Annotated in this window: 11 protein-coding genes and 1 tRNA gene; 5 read left to right on the top strand and 7 right to left on the bottom strand. The window is 46.5% G+C overall.

Annotated features, from left to right (window positions below; translation table 11 throughout):
- The first annotated feature begins 154 nt into the window (after nucleotides 1-154).
- The 4 genes from DR864_RS15145 to DR864_RS15130 all read left to right on the top strand — a co-directional run bounded on the left by DR864_RS15145 (nucleotide 155) and on the right by DR864_RS15130 (nucleotide 7358).
- Complete coding sequence (locus DR864_RS15145) at nucleotides 155-3445, top strand: SusC/RagA family TonB-linked outer membrane protein (protein ID WP_114067769.1); 3291 nt, start codon at nucleotides 155-157, stop codon at nucleotides 3443-3445.
- Nucleotides 3446-3535: 90 nt separating this feature from the next.
- A complete protein-coding gene (locus DR864_RS15140) occupies nucleotides 3536-5263 on the top strand; it encodes a SusD/RagB family nutrient-binding outer membrane lipoprotein (RefSeq protein ID WP_114067768.1) in 1728 nt (575 codons plus the stop codon).
- Between the two features lie 78 nt (nucleotides 5264-5341).
- Nucleotides 5342-6013, top strand: a complete 672-nt coding sequence (locus DR864_RS15135; protein WP_114067767.1) for a hypothetical protein — start codon at nucleotides 5342-5344, stop codon at nucleotides 6011-6013.
- 79 nt (nucleotides 6014-6092) lie between these two features.
- Nucleotides 6093-7358, top strand: coding sequence for a monooxygenase (locus tag DR864_RS15130; protein WP_114067766.1), 1266 nt, complete (start codon nucleotides 6093-6095; stop codon nucleotides 7356-7358).
- An 8-nt stretch (nucleotides 7359-7366) separates the two neighbouring features.
- On the opposite strand, the gene DR864_RS15125 is transcribed toward DR864_RS15130, so the two are convergent.
- A complete protein-coding gene (locus tag DR864_RS15125; protein ID WP_114067765.1) occupies nucleotides 7367-8299 on the bottom strand; it encodes a carbohydrate kinase family protein in 933 nt (310 codons plus the stop codon).
- A 211-nt stretch (nucleotides 8300-8510) separates the two neighbouring features.
- Nucleotides 8511-8714, bottom strand: coding sequence for a hypothetical protein (locus DR864_RS29845; RefSeq protein WP_162793851.1), 204 nt, complete (start codon nucleotides 8712-8714; stop codon nucleotides 8511-8513).
- Between the two features lie 103 nt (nucleotides 8715-8817).
- On the opposite strand from DR864_RS29845, the gene DR864_RS15120 reads away from it, so the two are divergent.
- Nucleotides 8818-8890 (top strand) — tRNA-Thr (locus DR864_RS15120).
- Nucleotides 8891-8961: 71 nt separating this feature from the next.
- Here DR864_RS15120 and DR864_RS15115 read toward each other — a convergent pair.
- From DR864_RS15115 to DR864_RS15095, 5 genes are all read right to left on the bottom strand, one after another.
- Nucleotides 8962-9243, bottom strand: coding sequence for a hypothetical protein (locus DR864_RS15115; RefSeq protein WP_114067764.1), 282 nt, complete (start codon nucleotides 9241-9243; stop codon nucleotides 8962-8964).
- Nucleotides 9244-9333: 90 nt separating this feature from the next.
- Nucleotides 9334-10638, bottom strand: coding sequence for an enolase C-terminal domain-like protein (locus DR864_RS15110; RefSeq protein WP_114067763.1), 1305 nt, complete (start codon nucleotides 10636-10638; stop codon nucleotides 9334-9336).
- Nucleotides 10639-10828: 190 nt separating this feature from the next.
- Nucleotides 10829-11944, bottom strand: a complete 1116-nt coding sequence (locus tag DR864_RS15105; RefSeq protein WP_114067762.1) for a mannonate dehydratase — start codon at nucleotides 11942-11944, stop codon at nucleotides 10829-10831.
- Nucleotides 11945-12001: 57 nt separating this feature from the next.
- Nucleotides 12002-12862 (bottom strand): 2-hydroxy-3-oxopropionate reductase, encoded by an 861-nt coding sequence (locus DR864_RS15100; RefSeq protein WP_114067761.1) that lies wholly within the window; start codon nucleotides 12860-12862, stop codon nucleotides 12002-12004.
- A 65-nt stretch (nucleotides 12863-12927) separates the two neighbouring features.
- Nucleotides 12928-14367, bottom strand: a complete 1440-nt coding sequence (locus DR864_RS15095) for a GntP family permease (protein ID WP_114067760.1) — start codon at nucleotides 14365-14367, stop codon at nucleotides 12928-12930.
- Nucleotides 14368-14381 lie beyond the last annotated feature (14 nt).

Below are 14381 nucleotides of genomic sequence, written 5' to 3'. Positions count from 1 at the left end.
CTCTGATCTAGGATAGGAATAGGCAAAATTTTCAAAACTGTTTTCGGCTAAACAAATTTGTTTTGCTCAGTTTTTCTATTGCCTTCACTTTAGCGCTTCAGCGATTTTTTTCCATACATGTTTCACTTTAATCAAACCAAACTAAATTACCCTTATGAGGAAATTTTTATTTATCAACTTTCTGCTTGTGTGCATGGTTTGGGCTACTGGGGTAGCTCAAGACCGTAAAATCACCGGGAAAGTGACCTCGGCAGAGGATGGAACCCCCCTGCCAGGCGTATCGGTCGTGGTAAAAGGTACATCTAAAGGTGTGAATACCGATGCCGCAGGAAGCTATTCAATTGACGCTCCGACTAATGCCACTTTGGTATTTAGTTTTGTGGGTACTGTTTCTCAAGAGATTAATATTGGTAATCGTACGTCAATAAACTTAGCGTTGGCGGCAGATACCAAGCAGTTGTCAGAAGTTGTAGTGACGGCCGTGGGGATTCAGCGCGACAAGAAAGCGCTGGCATTTGCGGTTTCAAACGTAAAAGGTGCTGATCTTCAGCAGCGTTCGGAGCCAGATCCATTGCGTGCGTTGAGTGGAAAAGTACCGGGTGTTAACATCACTGCGGGTAACGGTGCTCCGGGTGCAGGTACGCGTATCACAATTCGTGGTAACAACTCTTTTACTGGAAACAACCAACCACTTTTCGTTGTGGATGGTATTCCGTTTGACAACGGAGTAAATAATACGCAGGGCTATAACCAAAACACGGTTACTTCAAACCGTGCGTATGACATTGACCCTAACAACATTGAGTCAATGACAGTATTGAAAGGTGCGGCGGCATCGGCTTTGTACGGTTCACGTGCGGCCAACGGCGTAATCGTGATCACGACCAAAGCGGGCAGCAAATCGGCACGTAAAGGGTTGGAGATAACGTATAACTCTTCTTATTCTTCTGAAAAAGTATCTTCTCTGCCTGAGTATCAGGATAGCTACTCACAAGGCTCTAACCAAACTTACAATGGTGGGTTTATTGGAAACTGGGGTACGGCGATGCCTGCTGCCGTGGATCGTATCAATGCCGCACTTGGGTTTGAGCGTTATTCAAAAATCATTGACCCCGACTATCCGGCAGGAACTATTCCTCATCCATTGGTAGATGCTACGGTGCCTTTTGGCGCTGCTCGTTACCAAGCGGCCTTCCCTGAATTATTACAACCCAATGGTCGTGGTATTGCTGTTCCTTTACAGGGGTATGATATAGTCGGTGGCTTTTTCCGTACAGGTCACGTTATTGAAAATGGGATTCAGATCAACTCAACGGGCGATAAAACCTCGTTGAATGCCTCAGTATCGCGCACTAAGAATGACGGTATCGTTCCTAATTCATCTACAGAGCGTACTACTTTGAGTTTTGGTGGAAATGCCACTTTAGCCAACAATGTAAGCGTAAGTGGTAGCGTGGCTTATACCCGTACCAACCAAACAAGTCCGCAGTCGGGTGCTGGTTATTATGCTGACTACGGCGGCTTGGCTTCAGCAGGTTCTATTTACAGTCGTTTGTTTTATTTGCCACGTAATTATGATTTGAACGGCTATCCTTTTGAAAATCCGGTAGATGGTTCAAACGTATTTTATCGTGCATTAGATAACCCTCTTTGGACCGCTAAATATAACTTGTACAACTCAAGTGTAAACCGTGTGTACGGTAATATGGCCTTGACGTACGATGTTACTCCTTGGTTGAACCTGACCGCTCGTGGAGGTTTGAATACTTACACTGAAAACCGTAAGAATACAATCCGCCCAGGAGGTACTTTCCAGCCTTTGGGCTCTGTATTAAGTCAAAGCTTGACCAACACCGAGGTGGACTTTACATTTTTGGCTACTGCACAGCATGATTTTACGGATAAATTCAACGCCAAGCTGTTGGTAGGTTTCAACCCCAACGAGCGTACTTACTCTGAAGCGGGTATCGCTGGTGATCCAGTCATTGATGCCAACGTATTAAATATTTCTGGTACACTCAATCAGAATGCTTACGATTTTCAACGTAAACGTCGTTTGTATGGTATTTTCAGTGAATTGTCGTTGGGATATGGTAACTATCTCTTTTTGACGGCCTCAGCTCGTCAAGATCGTTCGTCTACTTTGCCTGCCGCCAACAATACCTATTTGTATCCTGCTATATCGACTTCTTTCATCTTTACGGATGTATTGGGATTGCCTAAAAATATCATCAACTTCGGTAAAATCAGAGCCAACTACGCAACTGTAGGTAAAGATGCTGATCCTTACCAAGTAAATACAGCGTACAACTTAGGTCGTACTTTCTACAATGCCACGGCTATTTCAACGGCCAGCTTACCAAGTCAGTTGAACAATGCTGCATTGAAACCTGAGTTTACAACAGAAGTCGAATTAGGAACAGAATTACAATTCCTCAACAACCGCATCGGTCTTGACTTGGCGTATTTTAACCGTAATTCTACTGATTTGATCGTAACACGTCAATTGCCAAATACTACCGGTTTCAATACTGAAATCACCAATGCGGGTAAAATCTCCAACAAAGGTTGGGAATTGGGCTTAACACTTGTTCCCGTGAAATTGCGCAATGGATTTACCTGGACTTCTTTTGTGGCTTATACGCGTATTCGTTCCAAAGTGGAAGATGCAGGCCCTGGCGGTGAAATCTTTATTGGTGGTACTGGTCTCTCTGCCTTGGGTACTATTTTCCGTAATGGATTACCTTATGGGCAAATATATGGCTCAGTAAACGCCCGCGATGAAAGCGGTAACTTGTTGATCAACCCAAATACAGGTTTGCCAATTCGTGCGGCAGGTGCTACGATTATCGGAGACCCTAACACCAAATATACGGTGGGTTGGACAAACACTGTTTCTTTCAAAGGGTTCAATTTGAACGTTTTGGTGGATTACAAAGCCGGAGGTAGCCTGTTCTCTTCTACTGCTGCTTCTTTGATATTACGCGGTCAGTTGAAATCTTCAGAAGATCGCGAAGGAATGCGCGTAATCCCAGGTGTATTGGGAGATCCACAAACGTACAAGCCGTTGTTGGGTGATGATGGCAAGCCGATCAAAAATACGATTGCGATGTCTGCGTTCCAGTACCACTTTACCGATGGCTACGGAGCATATGGCGCGGATGAGGTCAATATTTATGATGCTACCGTTATTCGTATCCGTGAGGTTTCATTGGGTTATGAAGTTCCTAAAACGTTCCTGAAAAAATATGCGAGAGTATTCGGTGGACTCCGTGTGTCAGCTTCAGGACGTAACTTGTGGTTCTATGCACCAAACATGTTACCGGGCTTGAACTTTGACCCTGAGATCTTATCTAACTTCTCGGATTCAAACATTCAGGGATTTGATTTGGGTGCTTCACCTTCAACGCGTCGTTTTGGTATCAACTTAACGGCAACGTTCTAATTTTAAGTACTGAGTACAGAGTAATGAGGAAAAATCTCACACTACTCTATACTTATTACTATCATTAAATCACTCAAAAGATACACACAGATGAATTATAAAAATAAAATTAAAACACTGGCATTGGGAGGACTTATCGCGATTGTGAGTTCTTGCCAATTGACAGAATTGGACATCAATACCGACCCCAACCGCCCGGCTACGGGTTCGTTAGCGCTATTGTTGCCAGTGGCAGAAAATGCAGCAATCAATGCTCATACGGCGATCAACAATGATGCCATGGGCTTTGCGGGGTTGAGCACAGTTTCAGATTCCTACAATTTGAGTAACACCTCTTATCAGGGTACTTGGAATGCACGTTTTCGTGAACTTCAGATTATTGAAGAAATGTTAAAATCATCGGCAGATGGTAAAAACCCCCGTTACCGTGGTATTGCCCTAACGTTAAAAGCGTTTTCCGTAGGGCACATGGTAGATATGTTTGGAGATATTCCTTATAGCGAAGCATGGAAAGGAAATGCGGCGGAGCCAAACAAAACGCCTAAGTTTGACAAAGATTCAGAGATTTATGAGGACTTGCTCAAATTGTGTGACCAAGCGGTTGCTGAATTAGCTAAGCCACAACCCGTAGCAGTACAAAATGACTACATTGGCGGCGGTAATGCCGCTACTTGGACGCGAATTGCCAAAACCGTAAAACTACGTCTTTTGCTTACCTCTCGTAAGGGCCGGGCCAATGGTAATGCTGAACTGAAAGCCGCATTTGAGGCGGGTGGTTTTATTTCTACGCCTGCCCAAAACTGGTCTTACTTATATTCTAAGCAAATATCACCTCAACGTAATACACACCCTTGGTATAGTACGTATGCAGGTCTTGGTGATCCGAACTACATCAACCACCAATTGATGGGTGAAATGATCTTGAATAAAGACCCTCGTTTGCCGTTCTATTTCTACCGTCAAACAAGCCGTGTTTTAGATCAAAATAACCCAACCGACCGTGGTACGACTCCTTTTGGCGGCTCTTACTTGCCATTGCGGGCAACCTTCCTTGAGGATTATAAGAAAGCCTTTGGATTTACGGGAGATTTGCCTGCTTCTGAAATAGCTTTTATCGCCGGCTACTTTGGTCGTGACCGGGGAGATGTATCAGGTGCTGCGGCCGATGGGCCATTGCGGACTACGCCGGGTTGTTATCCTGCGGGTGGGGTTTACTCTGATAAAAGTGTCCCTGCGGTAGCTTTGACTGGACAGGCAGCCCTCAATACGGGTGGTGATGGCCAATGGCCTGTCATCCATAGCTGGAATACCAAGTACTATCAAATTGAGGCTATCTTAGACAATACCGGTGTGACGGGCGATGCAAAAGCATTGTTTAAAGCTGCTATGGAAGAGCAAATTGCGGTTGTGGTAGCTCAAGGTTTGAAGTCAGACCCAACGCGTGCCAAAGCTCCTGCAGCGGCTGATATTGCTGCGTATGTAAATGAGTGGTTGAAACTATATGATGCAGCTGCCTCAAACTCTGCTAAATTGAACGTGGTGGCCAAGCAATTATGGTTCTGCTCATGGGGACAGGGTATGGATATTTGGAATTTCCAGCGTCGTACAGGTTTCCCAATCCAAAGCCAATTCAGACAGTTTTCGGTGGGTATTATGGCTCCAATCTCTAAGCCACCACGCCAATACGCGTTGCGTTTGCCTTACCCGCAATCGGAAGGTGCACTGAACCCTGCCAATGCTCAGAAATACATCAATGACATCATCTTTGACCGTGATCCTATTTTCTGGGATAAAGTGAAAGTGAAGTGGGAGTTTTAAGAAAGTGACAAACTTTAAATGGAGAATGTTGCAATAGGTTTGACATTCTCCGTTTCACAAAACTTAAAAATAATAAAAATGAAAAAAACACTTATATATTCATTATCACTGGCGGTTTTTCTTTTGGTAGGATGCCGCGATGAGTCGCTGAACCCTAACAAACCTTGGGAACCGGGTGTGCACGGTTGGGGCGTGTTTGACGGAGTAGCAGAAACAGGGAAAGCCAATATTGCAGCAAATGCTAAAAATTTCCCGCTTACTGGTCAGGATGCCGCAAAAATTGACTTCAAAATTCGTTGGGTGTCTCTCGATAACCAATTGTCTGTCAACAAGGTTGTGATTAAAATTGAGATGCGTGAGTCTTACACAGATCCCGACGGTAACCCTAAGGTTGCTTCCTTGGGCGTAAAAACAGTAAAAACAATCGATGCCCCTGCTGGCAACCGTCAGTGGAATTCGTTTAGCATTACCCCTGCTGAAGTGTATAATCTGTTTAAAGATGCCACAGTGAAGTATGACAAAGTAAAGGATGTAAAAGTGTTTGAAAATCCGGATCGTCCTCGTCCTGCGGGAGCACGTTTGCAGGGAGCCAAAACGGGTGCGGCCGCTGATGCTTTCGTCGTAACTTGGGAATTGACTACTTCTACTGGGCTCGTGTTTAAAGTATGGAACGAAGACAGTATCTGTTTGGACCCTACTCCAGTGTCGCAAGCTAATGCAAACTGCCGTTTGAACTTCACGGTAAGATAATCTTTCGTTTTCTCGCCTAAAAAATAGCAGATTCCTCGGAGTCTGCTATTTTTGTTTGGGATTAATTGGTTTGAAATCAATGAAAAAAATACTCTTCATGTTGGGGATAAGCGCATCGGTTTTGGCACAGACTCCAATAACCTACTACGAGCATATCCAGCCCATTATTGCTAAAAACTGTGCGGTATGCCATTCCCCAGGGGGAGTCGGCCCTTTTCATTTATTGACGTACGAAGATGTTGCCAAACGGTCAAAGTTTGTGGCTAAAGTAACCCAAATGAGGTATATGCCGCCTTTCCCAGCCGATAAGAGCTTTCAGCACTATGCCAACGAACGAGGCTTGAAAGAGGAAGAAATTGAACTCATTCAGCAATGGGTAATGCAAGGAAGCGTGGAAGGGCAAAAAGCAAAAAGTAAAAGGGTTTTAGATGCTTTCAGCATGGCAAACGACATAAATAAAAGAGTGCCTGATTTGACCCTAAAAATGCAAAATGCGTTTACCGTACCGAACACGGGCGTTGAAGAATTTCGGTATTTCCACGTACCTACGGGTCTCAAAGAAGACGTGATGGTGGAAGCCATTGAGTTTTTGCCTGGAAATCGGAAAGTAGTGCACCACAGTCGCGTGATGGTGGACACCACGGGCCGCATGGCAGGCTTGGAAGGAATGCAGGGCGCAGACCCTAGGTTAGCCGAATTTCAACGTATTCCGATGGCGGATGAGTTTTTGTATGGTTGGGTGCCAGGCAATGATAAAATTCAGTTTCCCCAAGGTGTAGCCAAGAAAATGAGTGCCAACTCTAATCTGATTATGTATTTGCATTATTCTCCTTCCGCTACTACTCAAACTGACCAATCGGAGATTCACCTCTATTTTGCCAAAAAGCCCGTAGAACGCGAAGTCAAATCGTTGATTCTTCACGAACAGCACATTACTAATCCACCGTTTTTGATTAAAGCCAACGAAAAATCTACTTTTTACATAAGCACCAAGCCTCTGACCGAAGATATATCGGCCATTTCAATTTTGCCGCACATGCACTTTCTTGGCAAAACCTTCAAAGCTTTTGCCATTACGCCAGAGGGCGACTTAGTGCCGTTTATTAAGATTGATAACTGGGATTTTAACTGGCAAATGACTTATCAATTTAAAACCCTTTTGCGCGTTCCCAAAGGCTCGGTTATCTTGGCCGAAGCCTCCTATGACAACACGGAAGAAAATCCGCTCAATCCTTTTAAGCCCGCTCGTGATGTAACCTTTGGGTGGAATACCACCTCCGAAATGATGGAAATGGTGATTTATTACGTTTCATATCAGCCTGGGGATGAAAAAGTTAAGCAGTAAAAAAATCGTTATGAGTACAAAATTGCCCGGTCAACTTTAGCTGGTAATGGCCCTACTGTGCTAATCTTCAAGGCCGCGATATTGGCGCCCGCCTGCGCACATTCTGCGGGTGATTTTTCATCCAACCACGCCGTCAGAAAGCCAGACCAGTAAGAATCTCCAGCACCCGTAGCGTCTTTTACTTCAATAGGCTTTCCTGCAATTTCGACGTAGTTTTTTCCATAATTAGACGAAACAATACTGCCCTTGCCGCCCAATGTTAAACACACTAATTGTGCGCCCATTTCGTGGAATTTTGCAATGATGGCATCGTTGGAAAGAGCTTGTCCGAAGATGCGCTCGGCATCATCTGCGCTGAGTTTTACGAAAGCCCCGTTTTGGCAATAGTCCTGAATTATCCTCTGTGCTTGCGCGCGGTCGGGCCAAATGGAAGGTGCATAATTGGCGTCTAAACTCACAATACACCCAGCGGCTTGTGCGCGTGCGGCGGCGGTTACAATGACACTTTGGGCGGGTTCTTGACTCAATGCGAAACAGGTAGTATGAAAAAATGAGGCATTATGAAGTAAATCATCTGGAATATACGCGGCTTGAATCATGCGGTCGGCCGTGCGATAAGCGATAAAATCGGGGGTACCTTTGGTGCGCGATACCAGTACAATGCTGGTGGGCGCGTGAGCATCACGGCCAATATAAGCGGTATCAACGCCAGTTTCGGCTACTTTTTCTACGAGGTACGTTCCCACATTATCACTGCCAACGCAAGCGACTAGGGCCGTTGGGTTTCCCAAACGAGCCATATTGGCTGCAAGGTTGGCGGGGCTGCCACCTTGAAAACGTTTGAAGATTTCGGTATCTGCGAGATTTTCCGTAAATTCAGTTCCGATTAAGTCCGCAAGGAGTTCCCCCACCGACACTAAGGCGTATTTTCGAGTCATCATAGGTTTTAGGAAATAGACTGCAATTTAGGAATGGTTTGCAGATTTGCAAAAGAGAAATTTGGCACAAAATTTGATTTCAAATCTTGTATGACAGATAAGCGTTTGTTTATTTTGCAAACACCTGTTTAGAAATTAATAAGCCTCCATAGCTGAGTTGCGGTTCGACGTTTCGATAGAGTGGGGCATTGGTGATGTGTAGGTTATATAATAATTAATAAGCCTCCATAGCTGAGTTGCGGTTCGACGTTTCGATAGAGCGGGGCATTGGTGATGTGTAGGTGGTATAATAATAAGCCTCCATAGCTGAGTTGCGGTTCGACGTTTCGATAGAGCGGAGCATTGGTGATGTGTAGGTGGTATAATAATAAGCCTCCATAGCTGAGTTGCGGTTCGACGTTTCGATAGAGCGGGGCATTGGTGATGTGTAGGTGGTATAATAATAAGCCTCCATAGCTGAGTTGCGGTTCGACGTTTCGATAGAGCGGGGCATTGGTGATGTGTAGGTGGTATAATAATAAGCCTCCATAGCTCAGTTGGTAGAGCGGCGCATTCGTAATGCGTAGGTCGCAGGTTCAAGTCCTGTTGGAGGCTCAAACTAATGAAAGAATCTCCTGCTTACGGAGATTCTTTCATTATAGGGTATTTCGTTATTGGTTTTGCGGCTATATCCTCCGCTCCGGCGTTTTAAAATCAAGCAACAACTCATTGGGCAATACGACTTTGGGCTCCGAGATTCGAACAAGCTGTCCAAACGCGTCTTGTTTCATCTTGGTGTCGCCTTTGTCAAAACAGCGATAAGAGTCGTAGTTGACGTAAGCCGTATTGGTAGGCTCGTACAAAAAACCGCCCTTGGGTAAGTAATGACTATCCAATTCGGGCACGTACACCACGGTGAGGGTGATGCTGTCCTGATACTTTGGATAGAATGTCCACGTTAACTTCATTCAAAAATAGGTTGCGTTTTGTTTCGTAAAGTCTCCCTTTATTTTTACAAAGTACCAGAATTTTCAGAATAAAGCAATAACGCGGAGGCGTTACCAGCGAACCGACTTGAATTTCCAACCGGGAACCTTTTTTTGCATTTCGGGCTCATCGTCACGTTTGGTGAGGCCGCAAGCGAGATAATTTTGGTGGAGTTTTGCCAACGCTTCGCGGTCAAGCTCTACCCCCAAGCCAGGTCCTTGCGGCACGAGTACGGCGCCGTCTTCAAACTTGAAGCGTCCGCCCACGATGATTTCATCCGATTGCCAAGGGTAGTGTGTATCTAAAGCATACGTCATTTTTGGCAGTGCGGCCCCCAGATGTACCATGGCCGCCAGCGAAATGCCCAAGTGGCTGTTGGAGTGCATCGACAACCCTCGCCCAAAGGTCTCGCAAATGCCCGAGAGGGTCATGGAGGCGCGCAGGCCGCCCCAAAAATGGTGGTCGCTCAAAATAATATCTTCCGAGCCGATGGCGACACTGTTGGGAATATCCTCAAACGAGGTGGTACACATGTTGGTAGCAAGGGGCGTTTTGAGGGCTTTGCGCACCTTCGCCATGTTTTCTTGTCCGCGCGTGGGGTCTTCCAAATATTCGAGAATCGGCTCCATTTCTTTCCCGTATTTGATGGCCGTTTCTACGGTCCAAAGGGCATTAGGGTCAACGCGGAGTGGCACATTCGGTCCAAAAGCTTCGTACAGAGCAAACATAGCATCTACCTCCTGACGCGGCTCAAACACACCGCCTTTGAGTTTAATGGATTGAAATCCAAACTCCTTGCACATGGCTTGCGCTTGGGCTACAATTTCCGATGGATTCAATGCACTTGCCTGGCGGGCGGCGGCCCATCCAGTCGCGTTGGGGTCGATGTCAAATGCTAATTCTCCGCCCGCACCTTCGTATTTATAAAAAAGATAGGCGGAAAAAGGCACGCGGTCGCGCATTTTTCCGCCCAATAAATCCACAATCGGGCGCCCCGTTACTTTACCGATGATGTCCATGCAGGCCACTTCTACAGCGCTGAAAATATGAACCAATTTGCGTTGATCCCAGGGTGTTTCTCCGCGTTGGGCCGAAGTGTCGGTACCAAAACGCTCCACCAAGACGTGTCTGATTTCGTTCAATTGAAATACATCCCGACCGATGAGCAACGCTTTGGCTTCTTCCAAAGCCGCATCAATATCTTTATTCCCCGGTATTTCGCTGATGCCCGAAATATTATCGTCGGTAATCACTTCCATGATGGTACGCAGCGCATAAGGAGCGTGCAACCCCGCCGCATTGAGCAGGGGCGGGTCAACGACGGCAATGGGGGTGATGGTGATTTCTTTGATGCGGGGGCCAGATTTGTAATGCATACGTGTTGAAAATTGGTGGTTAGTGGCCGGTATTTAACAGTTCATTGCAGGTATCCGCACTGCAACCACAAAAGAATGTTTTTTACCACAAAGAACATAAAAGTTGAAACACAAAGAAAATCACAAAGGTCGTTTTTAGTGTTCTTTGTGACAATCTTTGCGAACTTTGTGGTAAAATATAAACAACAGCCTATACTTCTTCAGAAACGGTTTGCAGTAGTCCTTTAATGTAGCCGTAGCAAAATGAAAAAGCCTGTAGACTAGCGGCGGGGTCGTGGTGGTGCGGCACGTGGTCGGGCATGACCATGCCGGCATAACCCACATCCCGTAAGGCTCTGACTACCTGTGCGAAGTTCATTTCGCCATTATCGGGGTACACTTCCTGAAAGTTATTAAAATTGCCTTTGATGTTTCGCAAATGGACGTTGAAAATCTGGTTTCGTTCGCCTACCCATTTGATGATAGGGTAAATTTCATTTTTTGGGTCTTTCAGACCTTCGGCAATGGAGCCGATGCAAAAATTGAACCCATGGTATTCGCTGTCGTAAAGTTTGGCAAAACGTTGAATTCCTTTAAAAACATCGGGGCTGTTCCAGCGCATCACGCCCCGGTAAGCGGCAGGTACTGGTGGGTCGGCGATGTGGTTGGCTAATTTAACTTTATACTCCTTGGCTACGGGCAGAATACGGTCGAGTAGGTAAGTGATTCGCTCAAATATCTGATCGATAGAAACATCCCCAGCCACTGTCTTGGGGTCATTTCTTTTCAACGCTTCTTCATAATTCCACACGCTGTATTCGGCATTGCCGCGTTTGGGGTCGGTGTATTTTCCAGTGCGTAGCACGGGCAGAATGGTGGTGTTATAATTCAATACCTTTATACCCGTTTTGCCCGCTACCTGAATCATTTGTTGAAGGTATTCGATTTCACGGTCGCGCTCAGGGCTTTTGCCGAGCATTATATTCGGGTAAGCTACTTTATCAATTCCTGCCGAGGTCAGCGGATAGTGGTAAGCATCTAAGCTGATGCCGTACTTTTCGCAAGCATCTCTTTTTGCCAATGAATCTTCCAAGTCCCATCCCTTGCCCGGAATGATTTTAGGGGAGCCTCCGTCGATGTTAAAAACCCCGTGGCGGGCTTTAAATTCGAGGTTTTCAACGCTCGTGCCGCCCGATTGGCACCCTACTTTCATGAGTACTTTTTTGGGTGGAGTAGGGGGAGTGGCGGCCTTGGCGTGATCAGGGCCGAAAATGGCCGCTCCCACGGAGCCTGCCGTCAGGGCTTTTAGGAAATGGGTACGTTTCATCGTAGTAAGTGGCAAGCCACGGTTAAAGGTTACAGTTGGATAAAGGGCGTTGAAAGATTATTTTTCTAGTAGCAATAACAGCGAGCTGTGGTCGAGTTCGCCGTTTCCCTGCGCTACGGCGGCTTCCATTTGGGCCGCTACCAACGCCGTGCCTTTGAGGGGCACCGAAAATTCTTCGCCCGTTTGCAGGGCAATTCCCATGTCTTTTTTGTGTAATTTTATTTTAAAGCCAGGGTTGAAATTGCGCTCAATCATGCGTTTGCCGTGGAGGTCAAGGATGCGGCTTTGGGCAAACCCTCCCAGCAATACTTCCCGCATTTTTTCGAGGTTGACGCCTGCTTTTTGCGCCAAGGCAAAAGCTTCTGCCACGGCCTGAATCGTCATACCAACAATCATTTGGTTACAGGCTTTAGTGGTTTGGCCCGCGCCGGGCTCACCGATATGCACAATATTTTTGCCCATGGATTGAAACAACGGCAATGCTCGCTCAAAAGCCGCAGCACTACCGCCAACCATGATTGAGAGCGTAGCGCCGACGGCCCCAACTTGTCCGCCCGAAACGGGTGCGTCTAAGGCTTCCACACCTTTGTCCTGCATTAAGCGGTAGATATTCACCGCCGTAGCTGGTGCAATGGTCGACATATCAATAAACAATGCCCCCGATTGGATGCCTTCTAAGACTCCGTCAACTCCCGAAACTACCTGCTCTACATCGGGAGAATCGGGCAACATCGTGATGATGATGTCGGAGTGTTGGGCCAGTTCTTTACTCGTCGAAAATGCCGTTGCGCCAGCTTCGGTCAATTCGGCGGCAGCGCTGCTTTTGCTCAAAACAGACACGGGATAGCCCGCTTTTAGTAAGTTAAAAGCCATGGGTTTTCCCATGATTCCTAGTCCGATAAATCCTACTTTTTCCATATTTAAAAAATGAATGTATCACGCAGAGCCGCAGAGGGCAAAGAATGATGAAGTTATGCTTATAATTAGACCAAAGGAAACAATTTTGCGCCTATCATGATGACCACTAGACCCGTCAATCCCATCACCACCAGTAGTGGAGAAATGGTTTTTAAGGCTTCTTTTTCGGTCAAATTGCTGAGTTTACAGATAATCCAGAAACCCGCATCGTTCATCCACGGCACCAACTTAGAGCCACATCCGATGGCTAGACCCAAGTACACTGGGTGAAATTCCAGATTGGCATTATTGGCCATTCCTGATAAAATTCCCGACGCGGTAATCAGCGCAACCGTAGCCGAGCCTTGGGCCGTACGAACCACGGCGGCAATGAAAAACGCCATCGGAATGAGGGCCATTTGGTACTCTTTGGTCATGTCGGCAATGCGGGCGCTGATGCCCGTTTGCTGCAACATTCCGCCAAAGGCTCCGCCCGCCGCAGTAATCAAAATAATGCCGCCGCCGCTCATCAAAGCCGCCTGCACAAAAGGCGTCAGGCCTTCTTTGTTGTCTTTCTTTTGGCTAGCCAACAGCAATAGAGCCGCAATACCTCCTGTGACGATGGCGATGTTTTTATCACCAAAAAATTTTACAACTGCGATGAGGTTGCTCAAAAAAGGCGATTGTGTCTCACCTGGCTTGAATAGATTACTCAGGAAGGTGTCGGCGCAGATAAATACGATGGGAATCAGCACTGGTAGCAACGAAACGCCCAAGCCTGGAAGGTGTTTGGTTTCTTTGGCGGCAATGGATTTGAGGTCTTCCAATTTAGCATCCAATGAATCTCGCAGTTCAATGGGCCATTTTTTATTGGCCCATAGGGCGAAAAAATAGCCAGCAGTAATGGTAAATAGCCCGACAATCGTACCCGCAATCATCATCAAACCAATCGGAATGTGCATCTCACCAATCAAAAACAGTGGCCCCGGAGCGGGCGGTACCAGCGAATTGGCCATGGCTGCACCCGCCATAATACACAAGACGAGCAAAAGGTAATTTTTGCCAATTCGTAAAGTCATGGCTTTGGCCAAGGGAATCATCAGGAAAAGAACGGTGTCAAAGAACACGGGAATACCCAAAAAGAAACTGCTCACCAAAAACGCGGCGGGTGCTTTGTCGATGCCCGTGAGGCGTAAAACCGAACGGATGATGCGCTCGGCGGCACCGCTTTCGAGCATACATTTGCCAATGATGGCGGCCATGGCAATCAGGATACCGATTTTGGCGCAGGTATTCCCAAACTCAGTGGCAATACGCTCACCGATTCCTTTTTTGGATAATGCCAATGCCGCTGCTGGAGCGGTGCCTTTGGCCAATGCAAACTGTTCGATAACAGTGGCGGGCGTCATCAACGCCACCACGAAAGCCCCGAGCAAAAGCGCCAAAAAGGGGTGTAATTTGAGTCCAATGATGCCACCGACTACGATAAGCACACCAACAGATAGGATGAAAATGGGATCAGTCATTCAAAAAAAGGTTT

The organism is Runella rosea, assembly GCF_003325355.1.
In the GTDB taxonomy this organism is placed as follows: domain Bacteria; phylum Bacteroidota; class Bacteroidia; order Cytophagales; family Spirosomataceae; genus Runella; species Runella rosea.
Note: the sequence above shows the minus strand (reverse complement) of the source record. Positions and strands in the feature narration are given on the sequence as shown.

What these genes read in the sequence shown, in the direction of transcription:
- DR864_RS15145 (WP_114067769.1), top strand. Translation starts at nt 155, where the DNA reads ATGAGGAAATTTTTATTTATCAACTTTCTGCTTGTGTGCATGGTTTGG.
- DR864_RS15140 (WP_114067768.1), top strand. Translation starts at nt 3,536, where the DNA reads ATGAATTATAAAAATAAAATTAAAACACTGGCATTGGGAGGACTTATC.
- DR864_RS15135 (WP_114067767.1), top strand. Translation starts at nt 5,342, where the DNA reads ATGAAAAAAACACTTATATATTCATTATCACTGGCGGTTTTTCTTTTG.
- DR864_RS15130 (WP_114067766.1), top strand. Translation starts at nt 6,093, where the DNA reads ATGAAAAAAATACTCTTCATGTTGGGGATAAGCGCATCGGTTTTGGCA.
- DR864_RS15125 (WP_114067765.1), bottom strand. Translation starts at nt 8,299, where the DNA reads ATGATGACTCGAAAATACGCCTTAGTGTCGGTGGGGGAACTCCTTGCG.
- DR864_RS29845 (WP_162793851.1), bottom strand. Translation starts at nt 8,714, where the DNA reads ATGCCCCGCTCTATCGAAACGTCGAACCGCAACTCAGCTATGGAGGCT.
- DR864_RS15115 (WP_114067764.1), bottom strand. Translation starts at nt 9,243, where the DNA reads ATGAAGTTAACGTGGACATTCTATCCAAAGTATCAGGACAGCATCACC.
- DR864_RS15110 (WP_114067763.1), bottom strand. Translation starts at nt 10,638, where the DNA reads ATGCATTACAAATCTGGCCCCCGCATCAAAGAAATCACCATCACCCCC.
- DR864_RS15105 (WP_114067762.1), bottom strand. Translation starts at nt 11,944, where the DNA reads ATGAAACGTACCCATTTCCTAAAAGCCCTGACGGCAGGCTCCGTGGGA.
- DR864_RS15100 (WP_114067761.1), bottom strand. Translation starts at nt 12,862, where the DNA reads ATGGAAAAAGTAGGATTTATCGGACTAGGAATCATGGGAAAACCCATG.
- DR864_RS15095 (WP_114067760.1), bottom strand. Translation starts at nt 14,367, where the DNA reads ATGACTGATCCCATTTTCATCCTATCTGTTGGTGTGCTTATCGTAGTC.